Raw genomic sequence first — 16,727 nt, forward strand, 5'->3', positions numbered from 1 at the left:
CGGTGTGTTCCTAGACAGCTCCACCACATCGGAGGTCTTCGCCATGTTCAAGACCCACCAGTGTCAACAACGCTCGTGATCAATACACCTAGGGCCTGTCGATGTGATCAGAACCGCCCGGCGATGTCCAGCGCCGCCGCATAGCCGAACGTCATGGCCGGGCCGATGGTCGAGCCCGCGCCCGCGTAGCTGTGGCCCATGACGGCGGAGCTGGCGTTTCCGGCCGCGTAGAGGCCCGGGATCACCGAGCCGTCGGGGCGCAGGACCCTGGCCCGGGCGTCCGTGATCAGGCCGCCCTTGGTGCCGAGGTCGCCGGGGACGATGCGGAAGGCGTAGTACGGCGGCAGCCACAGCGGGGCGAGACAGGAGCTGGGGAGGACGGCCGGGTCGGTGTAGTAGTGGTCGTAGGCGCTGTCGCCCCGGTGGAAGTCGGTGTCCTTGCCCTTGAGGGCGAGGGAGTTGAATCGGTCGACGGTGGACCGCAGGGCGGCGCCGGGTACGCCGATGGCGGAGGCGAGGGCGTCGAAGCTCCAGGCCTTGTGGACGGCGCCCGCGCGGTACCAGGCGTCGGGGAGGGGGAACGTCGGGGCGACGTCCCGGAACAGGTACCGGTTGCGGTAGTTCTGGTCGACGATCAGCCATGCCGGGATGTCGGGGTCGGTGGGGTCGCGGTCGTACATGATGTGGACGACATCGCTGTACGGCGCCGCCTCGTTGACGAAGCGGCGGCCGGCCGCGTTGACCATCAGACCGCCGGGCAGGGTCCGTTCGGAGAGGCAGAAGTACGGCTCGTCGGGCAGCGGGACGGCCGGGCCCCACCAGGCGTCGTCCATCAGACCGAGCGCGCCGCCGACCCGCTCCCCGGCCCGGATCCCGTCCCCGGTGTTGGAGGCGGCGCCGACGGTCCACCCGGTGCCGATCGGCTGGCGCTGGTACTGCGCCCGCATGGCCGCGTTGTGCTCGAACCCGCCGGACGCGACGACCACCCCGTGCCGCGCCCGGACGAGCCCCGCGCCGCCGTCCCTGCTGACGACGGCCCCCGTCACCACCCCGCCCTCCACCAGAAGGTCGGTGAGCGGGGTGGAGAGCCACACCGGCACCTGGGCGTCGATCAGTCCCTTGCGCAGCCCGGCGGCGAGCGACTGCCCCATGGTGAGCGGCTTCTGTCCGAGCAGGGCGGCCTTGGTGCCGCGGGCCAGCGCCTCGGCGGCGACGGCGGCGCCCTTGAGGTTGACCACGGCCAGGTTCAGCCACTTGTAGTCGGCGCTGAACACCACCATCCCGGCGGGCACCGGAATGTACGCCGGGTTGAGGTGGGCGAGCTCCGCGCCGAGCAGGTTGCCGTCGAGCTGGTCGGGCTCGATGGACCGGCCGCCCGGCAGCCCGCCCGGCAGCTCGGGGTAGTAGTCGCTGTAGCCCTCCATCCAGCGGAACCGCAGCGGGCTGTTGGCCATCACGAACGAGATCATCGCGGGTCCGTGGGCGAGGAACGCCTGTTGCCGTGCGGCGGGCACGTCGGTTCCCACCACGGCGGCGAGATAGGCGGCGGCCTTGGCCGGGGTGTCCGGCACTCCGGCGGCCAGGATGACGGGGTTGTTCGGGATCCAGATCCCGGCACCGGAGCGGGCCGCGGACCCGCCGAAGACGGCTGCCTTCTCCACCACCACACAGCTGAGGCCTTGCTTCGCCGCGGTCAGCGCGGCGGTCATCCCGGCCGCCCCCGCCCCGATGACCACGACGTCGTAGGTCCCGATGACGGGCACGTCGGCGGCGCTCGCGCGCTGCGGTATCCCGGCCGTCGCGAGCGCCACCCCGGCGCCCGCGGCGGTGCCGAGCACATGTCTGCGGGTGGGTGAACCGGTGTGTCTCGCGGGCATGGCGGGTCCCTCCGCAACGGGTTCCGGGGGACCGGAATGTCGCGCGAGGGTCTTGTGAAGTCAAGGGCTACGCGTCGGCCAGTACGGCACGGCAGTCCCGCCGGGCGGGTTCGCTCAGCAGCGCCCCGAACCGGGTGAACAGTTCCAGCAGACCGGAGCCGTGCTCCGCGCGGAAGGCGCGGTCCCGGCGGGCGAGGTCCAGTTCGTTGGCGGCGGTCAGCTCGGCGAAGTCCCGGAAGATACCCGGGTCCTGGGGGCCCGCGTCGCGGCCCGTGAAGCGGTCGCGGAACGGGGCGCCGGGGTCGGTGAGCGCCGGGTAGGTGGCGGCGCGGTCGCAGCTCGCGTAGAAGTACACGATCTCCTCGGCCTCGGCGCCGATCACCGAGCGGAGTTCGGCGCGGCGGTCGAGCGGGAGCAGGGCGGACGGGAAGCCGTCGGTGCCGTAGACGGCGTGGCACAGACCGGCGAGCCGGAGTGCGGGGCGGGCACCCCACTCCGCCAACTGGTCTCGTACGCGGCCGAGATGGGCGAGCAGGGTGCCGCCCGGATGCGGGACGTCGGCGGCGCCGAGTCGTCGCAGCAGTTCCGTCGCCTGTGTCGGTGCCGGTGCCGGTGCCGTGGCGCGGTCATCCATGGCAGAAGTCCCCTTGATGTCCGTATATCTGCATGTGTCCGTATGCCGAGGTAAGTCTGGGGTCGACACCCGCTCCCCTCCCCCCGGGGGGAGCGGGTTGCCGCCTGGGCCCGCGGAAAAGCTTCGTACGTGCCCTCGGCACAGTCAATCCTTGGGATTTGTCACCAACTCCAAGTGCTAGCTTGGGACTTGTGACCCTCGATGATCTCCGTGTGTTCGTTGCCGTGTGCCGGGCCGGCAGTCTCAGCGCGGTGGCCCGGGATCTCGGGTGCACCCAGTCGGCGGTGAGCCAGCATGTGAAGCGGCTGGAGCGGGAGACCGGCGTCGCGCTGCTGGAGCGGCAGCCGCGCGGGGTCGCGCCGACGCAGGCGGGGCGGGTGCTCGAAGGCGCGGCGGCCGAGGGGATATCGGGGCTGGACCTCGCGCTGCGGCAACTGCGTGACCTGGTCGACGGGCACAGCGGCTCGGTGCGGGTGGCCACCGGCGCGACGACGGTACGGCATTTCATGTCGGAGGCGGTGGTCACGTTCCGCCGCCGGCACCCCCGGGTCAACCTGGAGTTCCGGACCGTGAGTTCGGGCCGGGGCAGCTTCGACGCGCTGGCCGACGGCACCCTGGACCTCGTCTGGATCACGCTCGGGCCACCGGTGCGCGGGATCGAGCAGCGGGCGGTGGTGGAACTCCCCTGGGTTCTCGCGGTGCGCTCCGACGACCCGCTGGCCGACCGCACGTCCCTGACCCCGGGCGAGCTGACGGGCGTACGCCCCATCCGGCTGCCGCCGAACTCCACGTCCGCCGCCCAACTGGAGGCCGCCTGCGCCGAGTCGGACGTACGTCTCGGGTACGACACCAGCGTCGCCGACTGGGACACGGCCCTGCTGCTGGCGGAACTCGGTGTGGGACGGGCCGTCGTGCCCGCCCTGCCGGGCCTCACCGTCCCCAGTGGCACCCGGCTCAGGCTGATCCCGCTGCCCGGCCTGCGCCCGCTGTCCGTCGGCTGGGCGGTGCGCCGCTGGGAGGCCCTCAGCCCGCCGGCCCGGGCCTTCGCCGACACCGTCCTGGACAGCGCCGGCGCCCGGCCGGCCTGAGGGACCCGCCGCCGCGGACGGGCGCCCCGCACCCAAGCCGTCGGGTACGCCCGCGCCCAAGCCGCCGGGAGGAGCCGATGGGCCACCTCCCGGCGGTTGTCTCACCAGGCGACGGGGAGTTCGTGCGGGAACCTGCGGATCGTCTTCTGGTCCCAGGGAACCTGCTCCGGGGGTACCGCGAGGCGCAGGCCGGGGAAGCGCTCCAGCAGGCGGCCGATGGCCACCTCCAGTTCCGCCATGGCGAGCGGGACGGCGATACAGCGGTGGCCGCCCCAGCCGAAGGTCATGTGGGGGGCGCTGCGCCCGGGCAGGTCGGGGTCGATGATCTCGGGCTGCGGATAGCGCGCCGGGTCGCGGTTGGCGGCGAGGTAGGACACGTGGACGTACTCCCCGGCGCGGATCTTCATGCCGTCCAGCTCCACGTCCTCCATCGCAACCCGGGGGATGCCGACGCCCTTGCGGAAGGGGATGTAGCGGAGCATCTCGTGGATGCTGTTGGAGAGGTTCTCCGGGTGGCTGCGGACGTAGTCCATCAGCTCGGGCCGGGTCAGCAGCAGATAGACGATGTTGCTGATCTGGCAGGTCGCCGTGTCCTGACCGCTCAGCATCAGGGTGAGGCACATGACGGCCAGTTCCCTGTCGTCGAGCTGGTCCTGGCCGTCGCGGGCCGCGGCCATCGAGCTGATGATGTCGTTGCCGGGGGTGCGGCGGCGCTGCTCGACCACGGCGGTGAAGTAGTCGGTCAGGTCGGTCTTGACCCTGGCCGCCGCCTCCTTGCCGTCCGCGCCGGTGACCAGGAGCTTGTGGACCAGTTCGTGCATCCGGTCCCACTCGTCCCGGGGGATCCCGAGCAGATGGAGGATGGTGTGCTGCGGGAACGGGTCGGACAGGTGCCGTACCAGGTCGGCGGGCGAGCCGTGCTCGGCCATCTCGTCCAGCAGGGAGTCCGCGAGCAGGACGATCCGGTCCCGCATCCCGTCGACCTGCTGCTGGGTGAACGCCTGGGACGCGAGGCTGCGCACACGGGTGCTGTGCGGCGGGTCCATGACGTTGACGGACTCCGGCGAGACGATCGGCTCCGCGGTCAGCCGGGGGTAGTCCTCACCGATGATCCCGGCCCGGCTGAGCCGCTGGTCGATGGTGACCTGCTGGACCGAGCGGAAGCCGGTGACCAGCCAGGCGTCGGACTCGCCGTAGGGGAGCCGGATACGGGTGAGGGAGTCGCGTTCCATGATCGCCGCGAGTTCGGGGTCGAAGTCGAGGGCCACGCTGTAGTCGAAGGGACAGGTCTTCGGCTCGTCGAGCTGTCGGTCGTCAGTCATGTGATATGCCTCCTGGCGCGATGGAAGCACGGGAGCGGTCCCGGACCCGTGATCTCCACCGGCAGGTGGGGCCAGGTGGGCTAGGGCCTGAGCGTGTCAGGAGTACAGCTCCTCCACCCACGCCGCGAAGTCGTGCGTGATCGCCTCGCGGCGCAGCTTCATCGACGGGGTGAGATGCCCGGCCGCCTCCGTGAAGTCGGTCGGCAGCACCGCGAACCGCCTGATCGTCTCCGGGCGGGACACCAGCCGGTTCGCCTCGTCCACCGCCCGCTGCAGCACCGCCCGCAACTCGGCGTCGTCGGCGAGGAGCTCCGGCGGCACCGGGTGCTTGCCGTTCATCCGGCGCCAGTGGGTGAGGCCGTCGGGGTCGAGGGTGAACAGGGCGGTGACGTAGGGACGGGCGTCGCCGACGAGCATGCACTGGGATATCAGCGGGTGGGAGCGCAGCCAGTTCTCCAGCGGGGCGGGGGCCACCGACTTGCCGCCCGCGGTGATGATCAGTTCCTTCTTGCGGCCGGTGATCGTGAGGTAGCCCTCGTCGTCCAGTTCGCCGAGGTCGCCGGTCGGCAGCCAGCCGTCGCGGGTGGCGGGGACGACGCCGCCCGCCGCCGGGTCCCAGTAGCCGCGCAGTACGTGGTCGCCCGCGACGAGGATCTCGCCGTCGGCGGCGATGCGGACCTTCGTGCCGGGCAGCGGCCAGCCCACCGTGCCCAGGCGGGGCTTGAGGGGCGGGGTGACGGTGGTGGCGCCGGTGGTCTCCGTCAGGCCGTAGCCCTCGAAGACCCGGATGCCCGCGCCCGCGTAGAAGGCGGCCAGGGTGCGGCCCAGCGGGGAGCCGCCGCAGATGGCGTACTTGACGCGGCCGCCCATCGCCGCGCGGATACGGCGGTAGACCAGGGGGTCGTAGAAGGTGCGGGCGGTCTTCAGGGAGCGGCTCGGGCCGTTGCCGGTGCCGGTCTGCCGGGCCTCGACGGCCTCGCCGTAGCGGCGGGCGACCGAGGCCGCCCGGTCGAAGGTGCCCGCGCGGCCGTCGGCCTCGGCCCTGGCGCGGGCGCTGTTGTACACCTTCTCCAGCATGTAGGGGATGGTCAGCAGGCAGGTCGGCCGGAAGGCGGCGAGGTCCGGGAGCAGGTCCTCGGCCCTCAGGCTGGGGGCGTGGCCGAGTCTGACCCGGGCGCGGACGCAGGCGATGGCGACCATGCGGCCGAAGACGTGCGACATGGGCAGGAAGAGGAGCACGGACGCGTCCTCGTCCGGGCGCGCCCTGAAGACGGGGTGGAGGAGTTCGATCGCGTTGTCGACCTCGGCGAAGAAGTTGCCGTGCGAGAGCGCGCAGCCCTTGGGGCGGCCGGTGGTGCCGGAGGTGTAGATGAGGGTGGCGAGCGTGTCGGGGCCCAGCATGCCCCGGCGTACGTCGATCTCGGCGTCGGGTACCGGCGCGCCGAGTTCGGTGAGCCGTTCGACGTGCCCCTTCTCCATCACCCACAGATGGCGCAGCCCGGGGAGGTGTTCGAGTTCGGGGCCGATCGCGGCGACCTGCTCGGCGGTCTGGGTGACCAGGGCCTGCGCGCCCGAGTCATGGAGGATCCAGCGGGTCTGGAAGGCGGAGGAGGTGGGGTAGACGGGGACCGTGACGAGCCCGGCCGCCCATGCGGCGAAGTCGAGCAGGGTCCACTCGTAGGTGGTGTCGGCCATGATGGCGATGCGGTCGCCGGGCGCCAGCCCTTCCGCGATCAGCCCCTTGGCCACCTCCCGCACCTGTGCCGCGAAGTCGCCGGCCGTCACGTCCGTCCAGCGGCCGTCGGTGGTACGGCGGCTGAGGACCACGGCGCCGGGGTCCGTGTCCGCGTTCTCGAACGGCAGGTCCGCCAGCGAGCCGTGGGTCACCGGCACGGCGAACGGCGGTACGGCGGCCTCGCGCACGGCGCCGTCGAGGCGGCGCACGAGGGGTTCCACGAGGACGGGCGCACCGTCGTAGTCGGTCGCCGCGACCGTGGCACCCGAGGCTGCGGGGGCTTGGTTCGGGTACGGACTGGACACGGGCGGCTCCTCGGGCGTGCAGCGGCGGACTGCTTGCCGTATGTCGTACGTACCTCGCGCACCGAGGTGTTCAGCGGCGGCCGGTGGCGGACCCGCCGGGCGAGAGTACGGCGCCCGTGTGGGGGGCGTGTGCGGTTTCGGGGATGGTCCGGGGACGGGGCTGTGCAACCTCGCACATCAGGCTTACCTCCGGTAACTTTACTCCCGGGTAAGCAGACTCGGTAAGCAGACACGCTAAGCAGATCCGACCGGCCTCGCGGGAGTTGGAGACATGGCCGACCACCAGCACGCCCGCGCCGGCACCCCCGACGTGGTCCTCGCCCGCTCCCCCGCCCTGGGGCCACTGCTCGCCCGGGGCGCCCTGCGCTCGCCGTTCCGGCGGCCCCGCCCGGACGCCCGCGTCCCGCGCACCCGGCTGGTGCTGCCCGGCGTGCGCGTCGACCTGGCGCGGCTGGCCGCCTACGAGCGCGTGTGCGGCTTCGCCACCGGCGAGGACGCGCTCCCCGTCACCTATCCGCACGTCCTCGGTTTCCCCCTGGCCATGCGTCTGATGAGCGGCCGGCACTTCCCGTTGCCGCTGCTGGGGCTCGTCCACACGTCGATCGAGATCACCCGCCGCGCACCGCTGCCCGCCACCGGCACCTACGACCTCTCGGTACGGGTGGCCGGGACGGCGCCGCACCGCCGGGGCACCGAGGCGGCGTTGGTCACCGAGCTGCGCTGCGCGGGAGAGCTCACGGGACAACCCCTGTGGGAGTCCCGGAGCACCTACCTCGCCCGCCACCGCACCGGCGCAGCCGCACCGGCCGCGGCCCCGACGGCGGGGGAACCGCTGCCCGGTGTGGCCGAGTGGCGGCTCGCCGGGGACGTCGGGCGCCGCTACGGCGCCGTGTCCGGCGACCGCAACCCCATCCACCTGTACCCTCTGACCGCCCGCCTCTTCGGCTTCCGCCAGGCCATCGCCCACGGCATGTGGACCGCCGCCCGCTGTCTCGCCGCCCACGGCACACCCGACGCGGTGCGCGTACGGACCGAGTTCCGCTCCCCCGTCCCGCTGCCGGGCACGGTCCGGTACGCCGCCGACGGCACGGGCCGCTTCGAACTGCGCCGCGACGACGGGCCGGGAGCGCATCTGACCGGCGAGGTGCTGCCGCCCGCGACCTGAAGCAGGTCAGTCGGCGGCCGGCGGCTGGAGCCAGGGGCGGCCCTCCAGGAGGTTGCCCAGGCCCGCCCAGGCGAGGTTCATCAGGGTCGCCGCGGACTCCCGGGCCGTGACGCCCGGGGTGGTGTTGGCCCAGGTGGCGAGGGACTCGGCGGCGCCCACCAGGGCCTCGGCCACACCGGCCACCCCACGCTCGGGCAGGTCCGGGTCCTGGTGCGCCGCACGCGCGGCGACCACCAGCAGATGGGTCGCGAACGCCACGAGTTCCGCCCGCATCGCGGCGACCTCGGCGGCGAACGGCTCACCGTGGGTGCGGGCCTGGAGATGCAGCACGGACCAGCCGTCGGGATGCTCGGCGGTGTGCGCGAAGAACGCCCGTAGCCCGTCCCAGAGTTGCCGGTCGGCGGGCAGATCCGTCCGCACGGCGCCCCGCACCGCCCGGACCAGCGCCGCGGCCTCCCGCCGGATGCACGCGGTGAACAGGCTTTCCTTGGAGTTCAGGTACAGGTACACCAACGGCTTGGACACACCCGCCAGTTCGGCGATCTCGTCCATCGACGCGGCCATGTACCCCCGCCGGCCGAAGGTCCTCACGGCGGCATCGAGCATCTGCTGCTCCCGTACCGCCCGCGGCATCCGCTTGGTCTTCACGGCACCCATGGGGAAAGACTAGTTGGGCCACGGGTGCCCGAAGTCGCGGAAGGCTACAGGGAGGCGTCTTCCTGGGTGCGGTTGGCCTCCAGGTTCGCCTTGACCCGGTCGACCTTGCCGGCGACCTGGACGGCCGCCCGCTCCCGCTCCTTGCGCAGCACCACCCAGCTGATCGGCGCGGAGAGCACCATGGCGAGCAGCAGCACCCACAGGAAGTTGGAGTCGCCGAAGCCTCGCGGGAAGATGCCGGAGTAGACGGCGCCCCAGACGACCACGAGGCAGCCCGCGAAGATCCCGAGGCGCATCAGCGTGTAGCGGAGCATCTCAATCCAGTCTTCCGGTTCCGAACAGGGTCGACGTCCAGTGAAGCACGGTCCGGACCCGATCTTGGCGGCGGGGTCGGCGGGGTGGCCGGGCCACCGGTCACAGCAGCGGGAGCAGCATGCTGACGTCGTCCCGGTCGTCCCCGGGTGCCACCCGGATCGCGGCGGGCACCCGCCCGACCTCCTTGTAGCCGCAGGAGCCGTAGAACCGCTCGAGTCCGGCGCCGCCGCGGCAGGTGAGCCGTATCGCCTCGACGCCGTCGAGGGTGCGGGCCGCGTCGGCGGCCGCGTCGAGCAGGTCCCGGCCGTACCCCTTGCCCTGGTGGCGGGGGTGCACCATCACCGTGTACAGCCAGATCCAGTGCCGCATCAGCCGGTGGGTGTTGTGCGCGAGGAACGCGGCCGCGACGACCGTCCCCGAGCCGTCCCGGCCCACCAGCAGCCGGGTGCGGCCCTCGGCCATGGCGACGAGGTGCCGGACCAGCTCGGGGCGGACGTCCTCGACGGTGACCGGGGGCACGAAGCCGACCGAGCCGCCCGCGTTCGACACGTCCGCCCACAGGGCGAGCAGGTCGTCCCGCAGGGCGCGGGAGACGGCCGGGTCCAGCTGGAACGACAGGGTCACCGGCTCACACCCGCATGGGCTGCGGCGACTCGCGGAGCAGCGGGTCCGGGCCGTCGTACTCGCGGATGATCTCGTACCGCGTGTTCCGCTCCACCGGCCGGAAGCCCGCGTCACGGATCAGCTCCAGCAGGTCCTCGCGGGTCAGCTTGTTCGGCGTGCCGTAGTTGTCCGCGTCGTGCGTGATCTTGTACTCCACGACCGAGCCGTCCATGTCGTCCGCGCCGTGCTGGAGGGCGAGCTGGGCGGTCTGCACGCCGTGCATCACCCAGAACACCTTGACGTGCGGCACGTTGTCGAACAGCAGCCGGGAGACGGCGAAGGTCTTGAGCGCCTCGGCGCCGGTCGCCATCTGGGTACGGGCCTGGAGGGTGTTGCGTACCTTGCCGTCCTTCATGTCCACGAAGTCGTGCTGGTAGCGCAGCGGGATGAAGACCTGGAAGCCGCCCGTCTCGTCCTGGAGCTCACGCAGCCGCAGCACGTGGTCCACGCGGTGGCGGGGCTCCTCGATGTGGCCGTACAGCATGGTGCACGGGGTCTTCAGCCCCTTCTGGTGCGCCAGCCGGTGGATGCGCGACCAGTCCTCCCAGTGGGTGCGGTGGTCGACGATGTGCTGCCGGACCTCCCAGTCGAAGATCTCCGCGCCGCCGCCGGTGAGCGACTCCAGGCCCGCGTCGATCAGCTCGTCGAGGATCTCCGACGCCGACAGTCCGGAGATCGTCTCGAAGTGGTGGATCTCCGTCGCCGTGAACGCCTTGAGCGAGACGTCCGGGAGGGCCGCCTTCAGCTCGCGCAGGGAGCGCGGGTAGTAGCGCCACGGCAGGTTGGGGTGGAGCCCGTTGACGATGTGCAGCTCGGTGAGGTTCTCGCCCTCCATCGCCTTGGCGAGCTTCACCGCCTCCTCGATGCGCATCGTGTACGCGTCCTTCTCGCCCGGCTTGCGCTGGAACGAGCAGTAGGCGCAGGACGCGGTGCACACGTTGGTCATGTTGAGGTGACGGTTGACGTTGAAGTGCACGACGTCGCCGTTCTTGCGCGTCCGCACCTCGTGCGCGAGCCCGCCCAGCCAGGCCAGGTCGTCCGACTCGTACAGCGCGATGCCGTCCTCGCGGGTCAGCCGCTCACCGGAACGGACCTTCTCCTCCAGCTCGCGCTTGAGCCCGACGTCCATGCCCACACCTTTCTTAGACAGCCTCGCCCACGTTACTCCCCCACCCTTCGGGCGGCCGGTACCCCCATACGGCGCCGAAAGCGCCTACACCTCTTCGGGCAGCTCTCCGACCCGGTTCTCCCACTTCGTGGACAGCACGATCGTGGTACGGGTGCGTGAGACGCCCTTGGTGCCGCTGAGCCGACGGATGATCTTCTCCAGGCCGTCGACGTCCGTCGCCCGCACCTTGAGCATGTAGGAGTCGTCACCCGCGATGAACCAGCAGTCCTCGATCTCCGGCAGGTCCTTCATCCTGCGGGCCACGTCCTCGTGGTCGGCGGCGTCGGAGAGCGAGATGCCGATCAGGGCGATGACGCCGAGCCCGAGGGAGACGGCGTTCACGGTGGCGCGGTAGCCGGTGATGACACCGGCCGCCTCCAGCCGGTTGATGCGGTCGGTGACGCTGGGTCCCGACAGACCGACGAGGCGCCCCAGCTCCGCGTAGGAGGCCCGGCCGTTCTCCCTCAGGGCCTGGATGAGCTGCCTGTCCACGGCGTCCATGCGATCGAAGCCTTCCTGGAAATGTTCTGCGTGATGACGTTCAGAGGTGTGGGTTCACGAGGTGCGGGTTCCGCCGCCGAGTTCGCCCTCCCAGCGGCGATAGAGCCCGTGCCGGACGCCCGCCGCGTCGAGGACCCGTCCGGCGACGAAGTCCACGAGGTCCTGGATGTGGGTGGCGCCCGCGTAGAAGCCCGGTGAGGCGGGCACCACGCTGGCGCCCGCGTCGTCCAGGGCGACCAGGTGGCGCAGGGTCTGCCCGTTCAGCGGGGTCTCCCGCACGGCGACCACGAGTTTGCGGCGCTCCTTGAGGGTGACGCTCGCCGCCCGCTGGAGCAGGTCCTTCGACAGCCCGAGCGCGACACCGGCCACGCAGGCCGTGGAGGCGGGCACGATGAGCATCCCCCGGGCGCGGTACGACCCCGAGGACGGTCCGGCGGCGAGGTCGCCCGCGCTCCAGTACCGCACCCCTTCGAGGTCCCCGTCGGCCACGGCGAAGGTCCCCGGCTTGCCGTCAGCGCCTCGGGCCAGCCATTCCCGCAGGTCGTCCTGCCAGTGGGCGTCCCGGAAGGCGATCCCGGTCTCGTCCAGCAGCGTCAGCCGCGAGGCCCGCGACACCACCAGGTCGACGCGCTCACCGGCCTCCAGCAGTGCCCGCAGCACGGCGGCGGCGTATGGCGTACCCGATGCCCCGGACACCCCCACGATCCAAGGCTCGCGCTGCGTTTCTCCTGCGTTCACACCTTGAGCGTACCGGTGGGACGGGGAGTGTTCAGGACCGGTCGGCCGTCGCGGACGTACCAGGTCCTCACACGGTCAGACCACGCACCGCGAGATCGAGCAACGCGCACACGAACAGGGCAATACCGATGAACCCGTTGACGGAGAAGAACGCCCGGTTCACCCGGGACAGGTCGTGCGGCCGCACGATCGTGTGCTCGTAGACGAAGGCGCCCGCGACGATCACCAGGCCCAGCCAGAAGAGCGGGCCGGCACCGGTGCGGACCGCGTACCAGACCAGCAGGCCGGTGGTGATGGCGTGGCACACCCGCGCGCCCCGGATGGCCGCCGGGATGCCGAAGCGGGCCGGAACCGACTTCACGCCGATCTCCCGGTCGGTCTCCACGTCCTGGCAGGCGTAGATCAGGTCGAAGCCGCCGATCCAGACACCGACCGCGAGGCCGAGCACGACCGCGTCCCAGGACCACTCGCCGGTGACCGCGAGCCAGCCGCCGACCGGCCCCATGGCCTGGGCCACGCCCAGGATGGCCTGCGGGAAGTTCGTGAAGCGCTTGCCGTAGGGGTAGACCACCATCGGGATCACGGCGACCGGGGCGAGGGCGAGGCACAGCGGGTTGAGCAGCGCCGCCGAGCCGAGGAAGACCACGACCGCGATCAGCGCGCCCGTCCAGGCGTGCTTCACGGACATCGCGCCGGTCACCAGTTCACGCTGGGCGGTCCTCGGGTTCCGCGCGTCGATCTCCCGGTCGATGATCCGGTTGACCGCCATCGCGAAGGTCCGCAGGCCGACCATGCAGACGGTGACCAGCAGCAGCCGGCCCCAGTGGACGTTCCGGTCCAGCTGGAACATCGCGGTCAGCGCCGCGATGTAGGCGAAGGGCAGCGCGAACACGGAGTGCTCGATCATCACCAGGCGCAGGAAGGCCCGGGTGCGTCCCGGCTGCGGGAGCGCGGCGGAGGCTGAACTCACAGTCCGTATTCCTTCCAGCGGCGGTCGACCTTCGCCGCCGTATCCGGGTCCGGGAGGACCATGTCGGGCCAGCCGCCGTCGCGGGTGTAGCCCTCCTCGGGCCACTTCCGCGTCGCGTCGATGCCTGCCTTGCCGCCCCAGAACTGCTGGTAGGAGGCGTGGTCGAGATGGTCGACCGGGCCCTCGACCACGGTGAGGTCGCGGGCGTAGTCGGTGTTGCCGAGGGCCCGCCAGGCGACCTCGTGCAGGTCGTGGACGTCGCAGTCGGCGTCGACGACCACGATCAGCTTGGTCAGGGACATCATGTGGGCGCCCCAGACGGCGTGCATCACCTTCTGGGCGTGCTTCGGGTACTTCTTGTCGATCGAGACGATCGCGCAGTTGTGGAAGCCGCCGGCCTCGGGAAGGTGGTAGTCCACGATGTCCGGGACGATGATCTTCAGCAGGGGGAGGAAGAAGCGCTCGGTCGCGCGACCGAGGGGACCGTCCTCCGTCGGGGGGCGGCCCACGACGATCGACTGGAGCAGCGGCCGCTTCCGCATCGTCACGCAGTCGATCTTCAGGGCGGGGAAGGGCTCCTGCGGGGTGTAGAAGCCGGTGTGGTCGCCGAACGGGCCCTCGGGCAGCATCTCGCCGGGCTCCAGCCAGCCCTCCAGGACGACCTCGGCGTTCGCCGGGACCTGGAGCGGGACCGTCTTGCAGTCGACCATCTCGATGCGCTTGCCCGCGATGAACCCGGCGAACAGGTACTCGTCGATGTCGCCGGGCAGTGGGGCGGTGGAGGCGTAGGTCACGGCGGGCGGGCAGCCGAAGGCGATGGCGACCGGCAGCCGCTCGCCCCGGCGGGCGGCCACCTGGTAGTGGTTGCGGCTGTCCTTGTGGATCTGCCAGTGCATACCGATGGTGCGCCTGTCGTGGCGCTGGAGGCGGTAGAGCCCGAGGTTGCGGATCCCGGTCTCCGGGTCCTTGGTGTGGGTGAGCCCGAGGTTGAAGAAGGAGCCGCCGTCCTGCGGCCAGGTGAACAGCGCCGGGAGCCGGTCGAGGTCGACGTCGTCGCCGTGCAGGACGACCTCCTGCGCCGGGGCGTCCTTGACCTTCTTCGGCGGTACGTGGGTCATCGCGCCGAGTTTGCCGAAGGCCTCGCGCACGCCGACGAAGCCGTGCGGCAGCTCGGGGCGCAGCAGCCCGCCGATCTTGTCGCTGATCTCGCCGTACGACTTGAGGCCCAGCGCCTTGAGCAGACGCCGGTCGGTGCCGAAGACGTTCATCGCGAGGGGCATGGCGGAGCCCTTCACGTTCTCGAAGAGCAGCGCCGGGCCGTCGGCCTTCTGCACCCGGTCGACGATCTCGCCGACCTCCAGGTACGGGTCGACCTCGGCCTTGATGCGCTTGAGGTCGCCCTCGCGCTCCAGCGCCCTCAGCAGCGAGCGAAGATCGTCGTAAGCCATGCCCACCAGTATCGGCCACCCGGTGCCGGGGACCGGGCACCGGGTCACCCGATAGCCTGGCCCGGTCACCATGACCGTCCAAGAGCGCGGGGGGACCGCACCACCATGCTGAGGTATCTGCCTTTCCTGCTGATCCTGGCGCTCTGGATCTACGCCTTCGTGGACTGTCTGAACACTCCCGAGGACGAGGTGCGCCATCTGCCGAAGGTGGCGTGGGTGATCATCATCCTGCTCTTCGGCGAGGTGCTGGTCGGCCCGGTCGCGTGGCTGTTCGCCGGGAAGGTGCGCCGGCCGAGGCAGACCTGGGTCGCCCCCGACGACAACCCCGAGTTCCTGAAGTCCCTGGGCGAGGACGCCTGATGGAGCTGCGTCTGCTCGTGACGTTCGAGCGGGTGGCCACGCTGCTGAGCTTCACCCGGGCGGCGGCCGAGCTGACGTACTCGCAGTCCAGCGTGACCGGTCAGGTCCGCTCCCTTGAGACCTCCCTGGACGTGGCGCTGTTCGACCGGCTGGGCAGCCACATCCGGCTGACGGAGGCGGGCGAGCGGCTGCTGCCCTACGCGCGGCGGATGATCGAGCTGGCCGAGGAGGCCCGGGCGGCCGTGGGCCCGGCCGAGCAGCCGGCCGGGACTCTCGTGGTCGGCACCATGGAGTCGCTGAGCTCCTATCTGCTGCCGCCGCTCGTCGAGCTGTTCCGGCACCGCTATCCGAAGGTGCGTCTCTCGTTGCGCACCACCATCGGTGACGAGACCCGGCAGGCGCTGCGGCAGGGGACGTACGACCTGGGCTTCCTGATGGAGGAGGAGACCGAGCACAGCGGCCTCGAGGGCGTGGTGCTGGGCGAGGAGCGGCTGGTGCTGGTGGCCGCGCCCGGCCATGCCCTGGCGGACGGCCGGGTCGCCACCGTGGAGCTGGTACGGCAGACGCTGCTGGCGCCCGAGCCCGGCTGCGCCTACCGGGACCTGTTCGAGCGGGAGCTCACCGCGGTCGGCCCGGTGGAGTTCACCGAGTTCGGCACACTGGAGGCCACCAAGCGCGCGGCGGCGGCCGGTCTCGGGATCTCGCTGCTTCCCGAGGTGACGGTCGCCGCCGAACTCGCGGAGGGCTCCCTCGTGGTCCTGGCGTGGGAGCCGCCGTTCACGCTTCGGACCCAGCTCGCATGGCGGGCCGGGAAGCGGCTTTCGGCGCAGGCCCGGCTGCTTGTGGAGCAGGCCCGGCGGCTGACCGCCGAGCGAGGGTGACCTTCAGGCTCGCGGTCACGATGAGCGGTACGCCGAGGGCCTGCACGAGGCCGATGCGGTGGCCGTACACGGCCCAGTCCATGAGCATCGCGACGGCCGGGTAGACGAACGCGAGGACGGCGATCTTCGCGGTGGCCAGCCGGGCGTAGGCGGCGTACATCAGGACGTACATCAGCCCGGTGTGGATGAGCCCGAGCCCGGCCAGCCAGCCCCAGCCCCAGCCGGTCCCGCTCATCGCGCCGAGGTCCGCGAACGGGAGCAGCAACGGGATGCCGGTCAGGACCTGTACGAGGGCGATCAGATGCGGGCGGACTCCGGTGATCCGCTTGGTGACGAGGGTGGACAGGCCGTAGAGCAGGGCGGCGAGCAGGGCCTGGCCGATGCCGGTGAGGTAGGCGCCGCCGCCGGTGAAGTCCGCGGGCCGTACCCCGGAAACCAGGATCAGGCCCGCGAAGGCGACGGCGATCCAGCCGGTCCTCGCGGCGGTGAGCCGCTCCCGGAACAGCAGGGCGCCGAGCAGCACCACGTAGAACGGCTGGGTGTGGTAGACGACCGTCGCCACCGAGATGGACGTGTTCGCGTACGACTGGAACAACAGCACCCAGTTGAGGACGATGAGCACCCCGCCCAGTACGGCGAGTGAGAGGGTGCGCGGGGTGAAGCCGTGGTCGCGGAACAGGCCGCGCGCGGTGACGTACCCGCCGAGCGCCAGGGCGCCGAACAGGACGCGGAAGAAGACGGCGTTGAAGGGCGAGGCGCCCGACTCGGTGACGAAGACACCGAGGGTGCCGGAGAGCACCATCGCGGTCGTCAGCTGAAGTGTGCCCTTGTGGTCCGGGCGATCCGAGTGGTCCGAGGTCATGTCGACGACGCTACGAACGTGGCGCCGGGCCGGTCCAC

17 protein-coding genes are annotated in these 16,727 nt (G+C 71.4%); 4 read left to right on the forward strand and 13 right to left on the reverse strand.

The window, feature by feature from the left end; genetic code table 11:
- Positions 1 to 107: 107 nt before the first annotated feature.
- Together kstD and ACIPK3_RS31510 are read right to left on the reverse strand one after the other, a co-directional pair.
- A complete protein-coding gene (gene kstD / locus ACIPK3_RS31505) occupies positions 108 to 1,877 on the reverse strand; it encodes a 3-oxosteroid 1-dehydrogenase (protein WP_402575207.1) in 1,770 nt (589 codons plus the stop codon).
- 67 nt (positions 1,878 to 1,944) lie between these two features.
- Complete coding sequence (locus ACIPK3_RS31510; protein WP_402575209.1) at positions 1,945 to 2,511, reverse strand: DUF6817 domain-containing protein; 567 nt, start codon at positions 2,509 to 2,511, stop codon at positions 1,945 to 1,947.
- A gap of 191 nt (positions 2,512 to 2,702) precedes the next feature.
- Here ACIPK3_RS31510 and ACIPK3_RS31515 point away from each other — a divergent pair, with 191 nt between their 5' ends.
- Positions 2,703 to 3,599, forward strand: a complete 897-nt coding sequence (locus ACIPK3_RS31515) for a LysR family transcriptional regulator (protein WP_402575211.1) — start codon at positions 2,703 to 2,705, stop codon at positions 3,597 to 3,599.
- 101 nt (positions 3,600 to 3,700) lie between these two features.
- Here the strand turns inward: ACIPK3_RS31515 and ACIPK3_RS31520 are convergent, their stop codons facing one another.
- Both ACIPK3_RS31520 and ACIPK3_RS31525 read right to left on the reverse strand, forming a co-directional pair.
- Complete coding sequence (locus tag ACIPK3_RS31520) at positions 3,701 to 4,921, reverse strand: cytochrome P450 (RefSeq protein WP_402575213.1); 1,221 nt, start codon at positions 4,919 to 4,921, stop codon at positions 3,701 to 3,703.
- Positions 4,922 to 5,017: 96 nt separating this feature from the next.
- Positions 5,018 to 6,961: an AMP-dependent synthetase/ligase gene (locus ACIPK3_RS31525; RefSeq protein WP_402575215.1), complete on the reverse strand. Its 1,944-nt coding sequence runs from the start codon at positions 6,959 to 6,961 to the stop codon at positions 5,018 to 5,020.
- Positions 6,962 to 7,232: 271 nt separating this feature from the next.
- Between ACIPK3_RS31525 and ACIPK3_RS31530 the strand changes: the two genes are divergently transcribed.
- Complete coding sequence (locus tag ACIPK3_RS31530) at positions 7,233 to 8,126, forward strand: MaoC family dehydratase (RefSeq protein WP_402575216.1); 894 nt, start codon at positions 7,233 to 7,235, stop codon at positions 8,124 to 8,126.
- 6 nt (positions 8,127 to 8,132) lie between these two features.
- On the opposite strand, the gene ACIPK3_RS31535 is transcribed toward ACIPK3_RS31530, so the two are convergent.
- The 8 genes from ACIPK3_RS31535 to ACIPK3_RS31570 all read right to left on the reverse strand — a co-directional run bounded on the left by ACIPK3_RS31535 (position 8,133) and on the right by ACIPK3_RS31570 (position 14,586).
- Positions 8,133 to 8,783 carry a TetR/AcrR family transcriptional regulator gene (locus ACIPK3_RS31535; RefSeq protein WP_402575218.1) on the reverse strand — a complete coding sequence of 217 codons (651 nt, stop codon included), beginning with the start codon at positions 8,781 to 8,783 and terminating at the stop codon, positions 8,133 to 8,135.
- Between the two features lie 44 nt (positions 8,784 to 8,827).
- The gene (locus tag ACIPK3_RS31540; RefSeq protein WP_402575220.1) at positions 8,828 to 9,097 is read right to left on the reverse strand and encodes a DUF4229 domain-containing protein; all 270 of its coding nucleotides are present in this window, start codon (positions 9,095 to 9,097) and stop codon (positions 8,828 to 8,830) included.
- A gap of 100 nt (positions 9,098 to 9,197) precedes the next feature.
- Positions 9,198 to 9,722, reverse strand: a complete 525-nt coding sequence (locus ACIPK3_RS31545; RefSeq protein WP_402575222.1) for a GNAT family N-acetyltransferase — start codon at positions 9,720 to 9,722, stop codon at positions 9,198 to 9,200.
- Positions 9,723 to 9,726: 4 nt separating this feature from the next.
- Positions 9,727 to 10,890 carry an aminofutalosine synthase MqnE gene (mqnE, locus tag ACIPK3_RS31550; RefSeq protein ID WP_402575223.1) on the reverse strand — a complete coding sequence of 388 codons (1,164 nt, stop codon included), beginning with the start codon at positions 10,888 to 10,890 and terminating at the stop codon, positions 9,727 to 9,729.
- Positions 10,891 to 10,974: 84 nt separating this feature from the next.
- On the reverse strand, positions 10,975 to 11,430 hold the full coding sequence (locus ACIPK3_RS31555) for an Lrp/AsnC family transcriptional regulator (protein WP_402575224.1): 456 nt from the start codon (positions 11,428 to 11,430) through the stop codon (positions 10,975 to 10,977).
- A gap of 54 nt (positions 11,431 to 11,484) precedes the next feature.
- Entirely contained in the window at positions 11,485 to 12,168 is a 684-nt protein-coding gene (locus tag ACIPK3_RS31560; protein ID WP_402575226.1) for a UbiX family flavin prenyltransferase, read from the reverse strand.
- A 67-nt stretch (positions 12,169 to 12,235) separates the two neighbouring features.
- On the reverse strand, positions 12,236 to 13,138 hold the full coding sequence (mqnP, locus tag ACIPK3_RS31565; protein ID WP_402575228.1) for a menaquinone biosynthesis prenyltransferase MqnP: 903 nt from the start codon (positions 13,136 to 13,138) through the stop codon (positions 12,236 to 12,238).
- Positions 13,135 to 14,586, reverse strand: a complete 1,452-nt coding sequence (locus ACIPK3_RS31570; protein WP_402575229.1) for a menaquinone biosynthesis decarboxylase — start codon at positions 14,584 to 14,586, stop codon at positions 13,135 to 13,137. The genes mqnP and ACIPK3_RS31570 overlap by 4 nt, the downstream gene beginning before the upstream one ends.
- A 105-nt stretch (positions 14,587 to 14,691) precedes the next feature.
- Here ACIPK3_RS31570 and ACIPK3_RS31575 point away from each other — a divergent pair, with 105 nt between their 5' ends.
- Positions 14,692 to 14,946: a PLD nuclease N-terminal domain-containing protein gene (locus ACIPK3_RS31575; RefSeq protein ID WP_402575231.1), complete on the forward strand. Its 255-nt coding sequence runs from the start codon at positions 14,692 to 14,694 to the stop codon at positions 14,944 to 14,946.
- Positions 14,946 to 15,827 carry a LysR family transcriptional regulator gene (locus ACIPK3_RS31580; protein ID WP_402575233.1) on the forward strand — a complete coding sequence of 294 codons (882 nt, stop codon included), beginning with the start codon at positions 14,946 to 14,948 and terminating at the stop codon, positions 15,825 to 15,827. Before ACIPK3_RS31575 ends, ACIPK3_RS31580 begins: the two co-directional genes overlap by 1 nt.
- Here ACIPK3_RS31580 and ACIPK3_RS31585 read toward each other — a convergent pair.
- On the reverse strand, positions 15,724 to 16,689 hold the full coding sequence (locus ACIPK3_RS31585; protein WP_402575235.1) for a DMT family transporter: 966 nt from the start codon (positions 16,687 to 16,689) through the stop codon (positions 15,724 to 15,726). The two genes, ACIPK3_RS31580 and ACIPK3_RS31585, sit on opposite strands and share 104 nt — an antisense overlap.
- Positions 16,690 to 16,727: the final 38 nt, after the last annotated feature.

Origin of the sequence: Streptomyces sp. NPDC086787 (assembly GCF_044745865.1) — a bacterium.
In the GTDB taxonomy this organism is placed as follows: Bacteria; Actinomycetota; Actinomycetes; order Streptomycetales; family Streptomycetaceae; genus Streptomyces.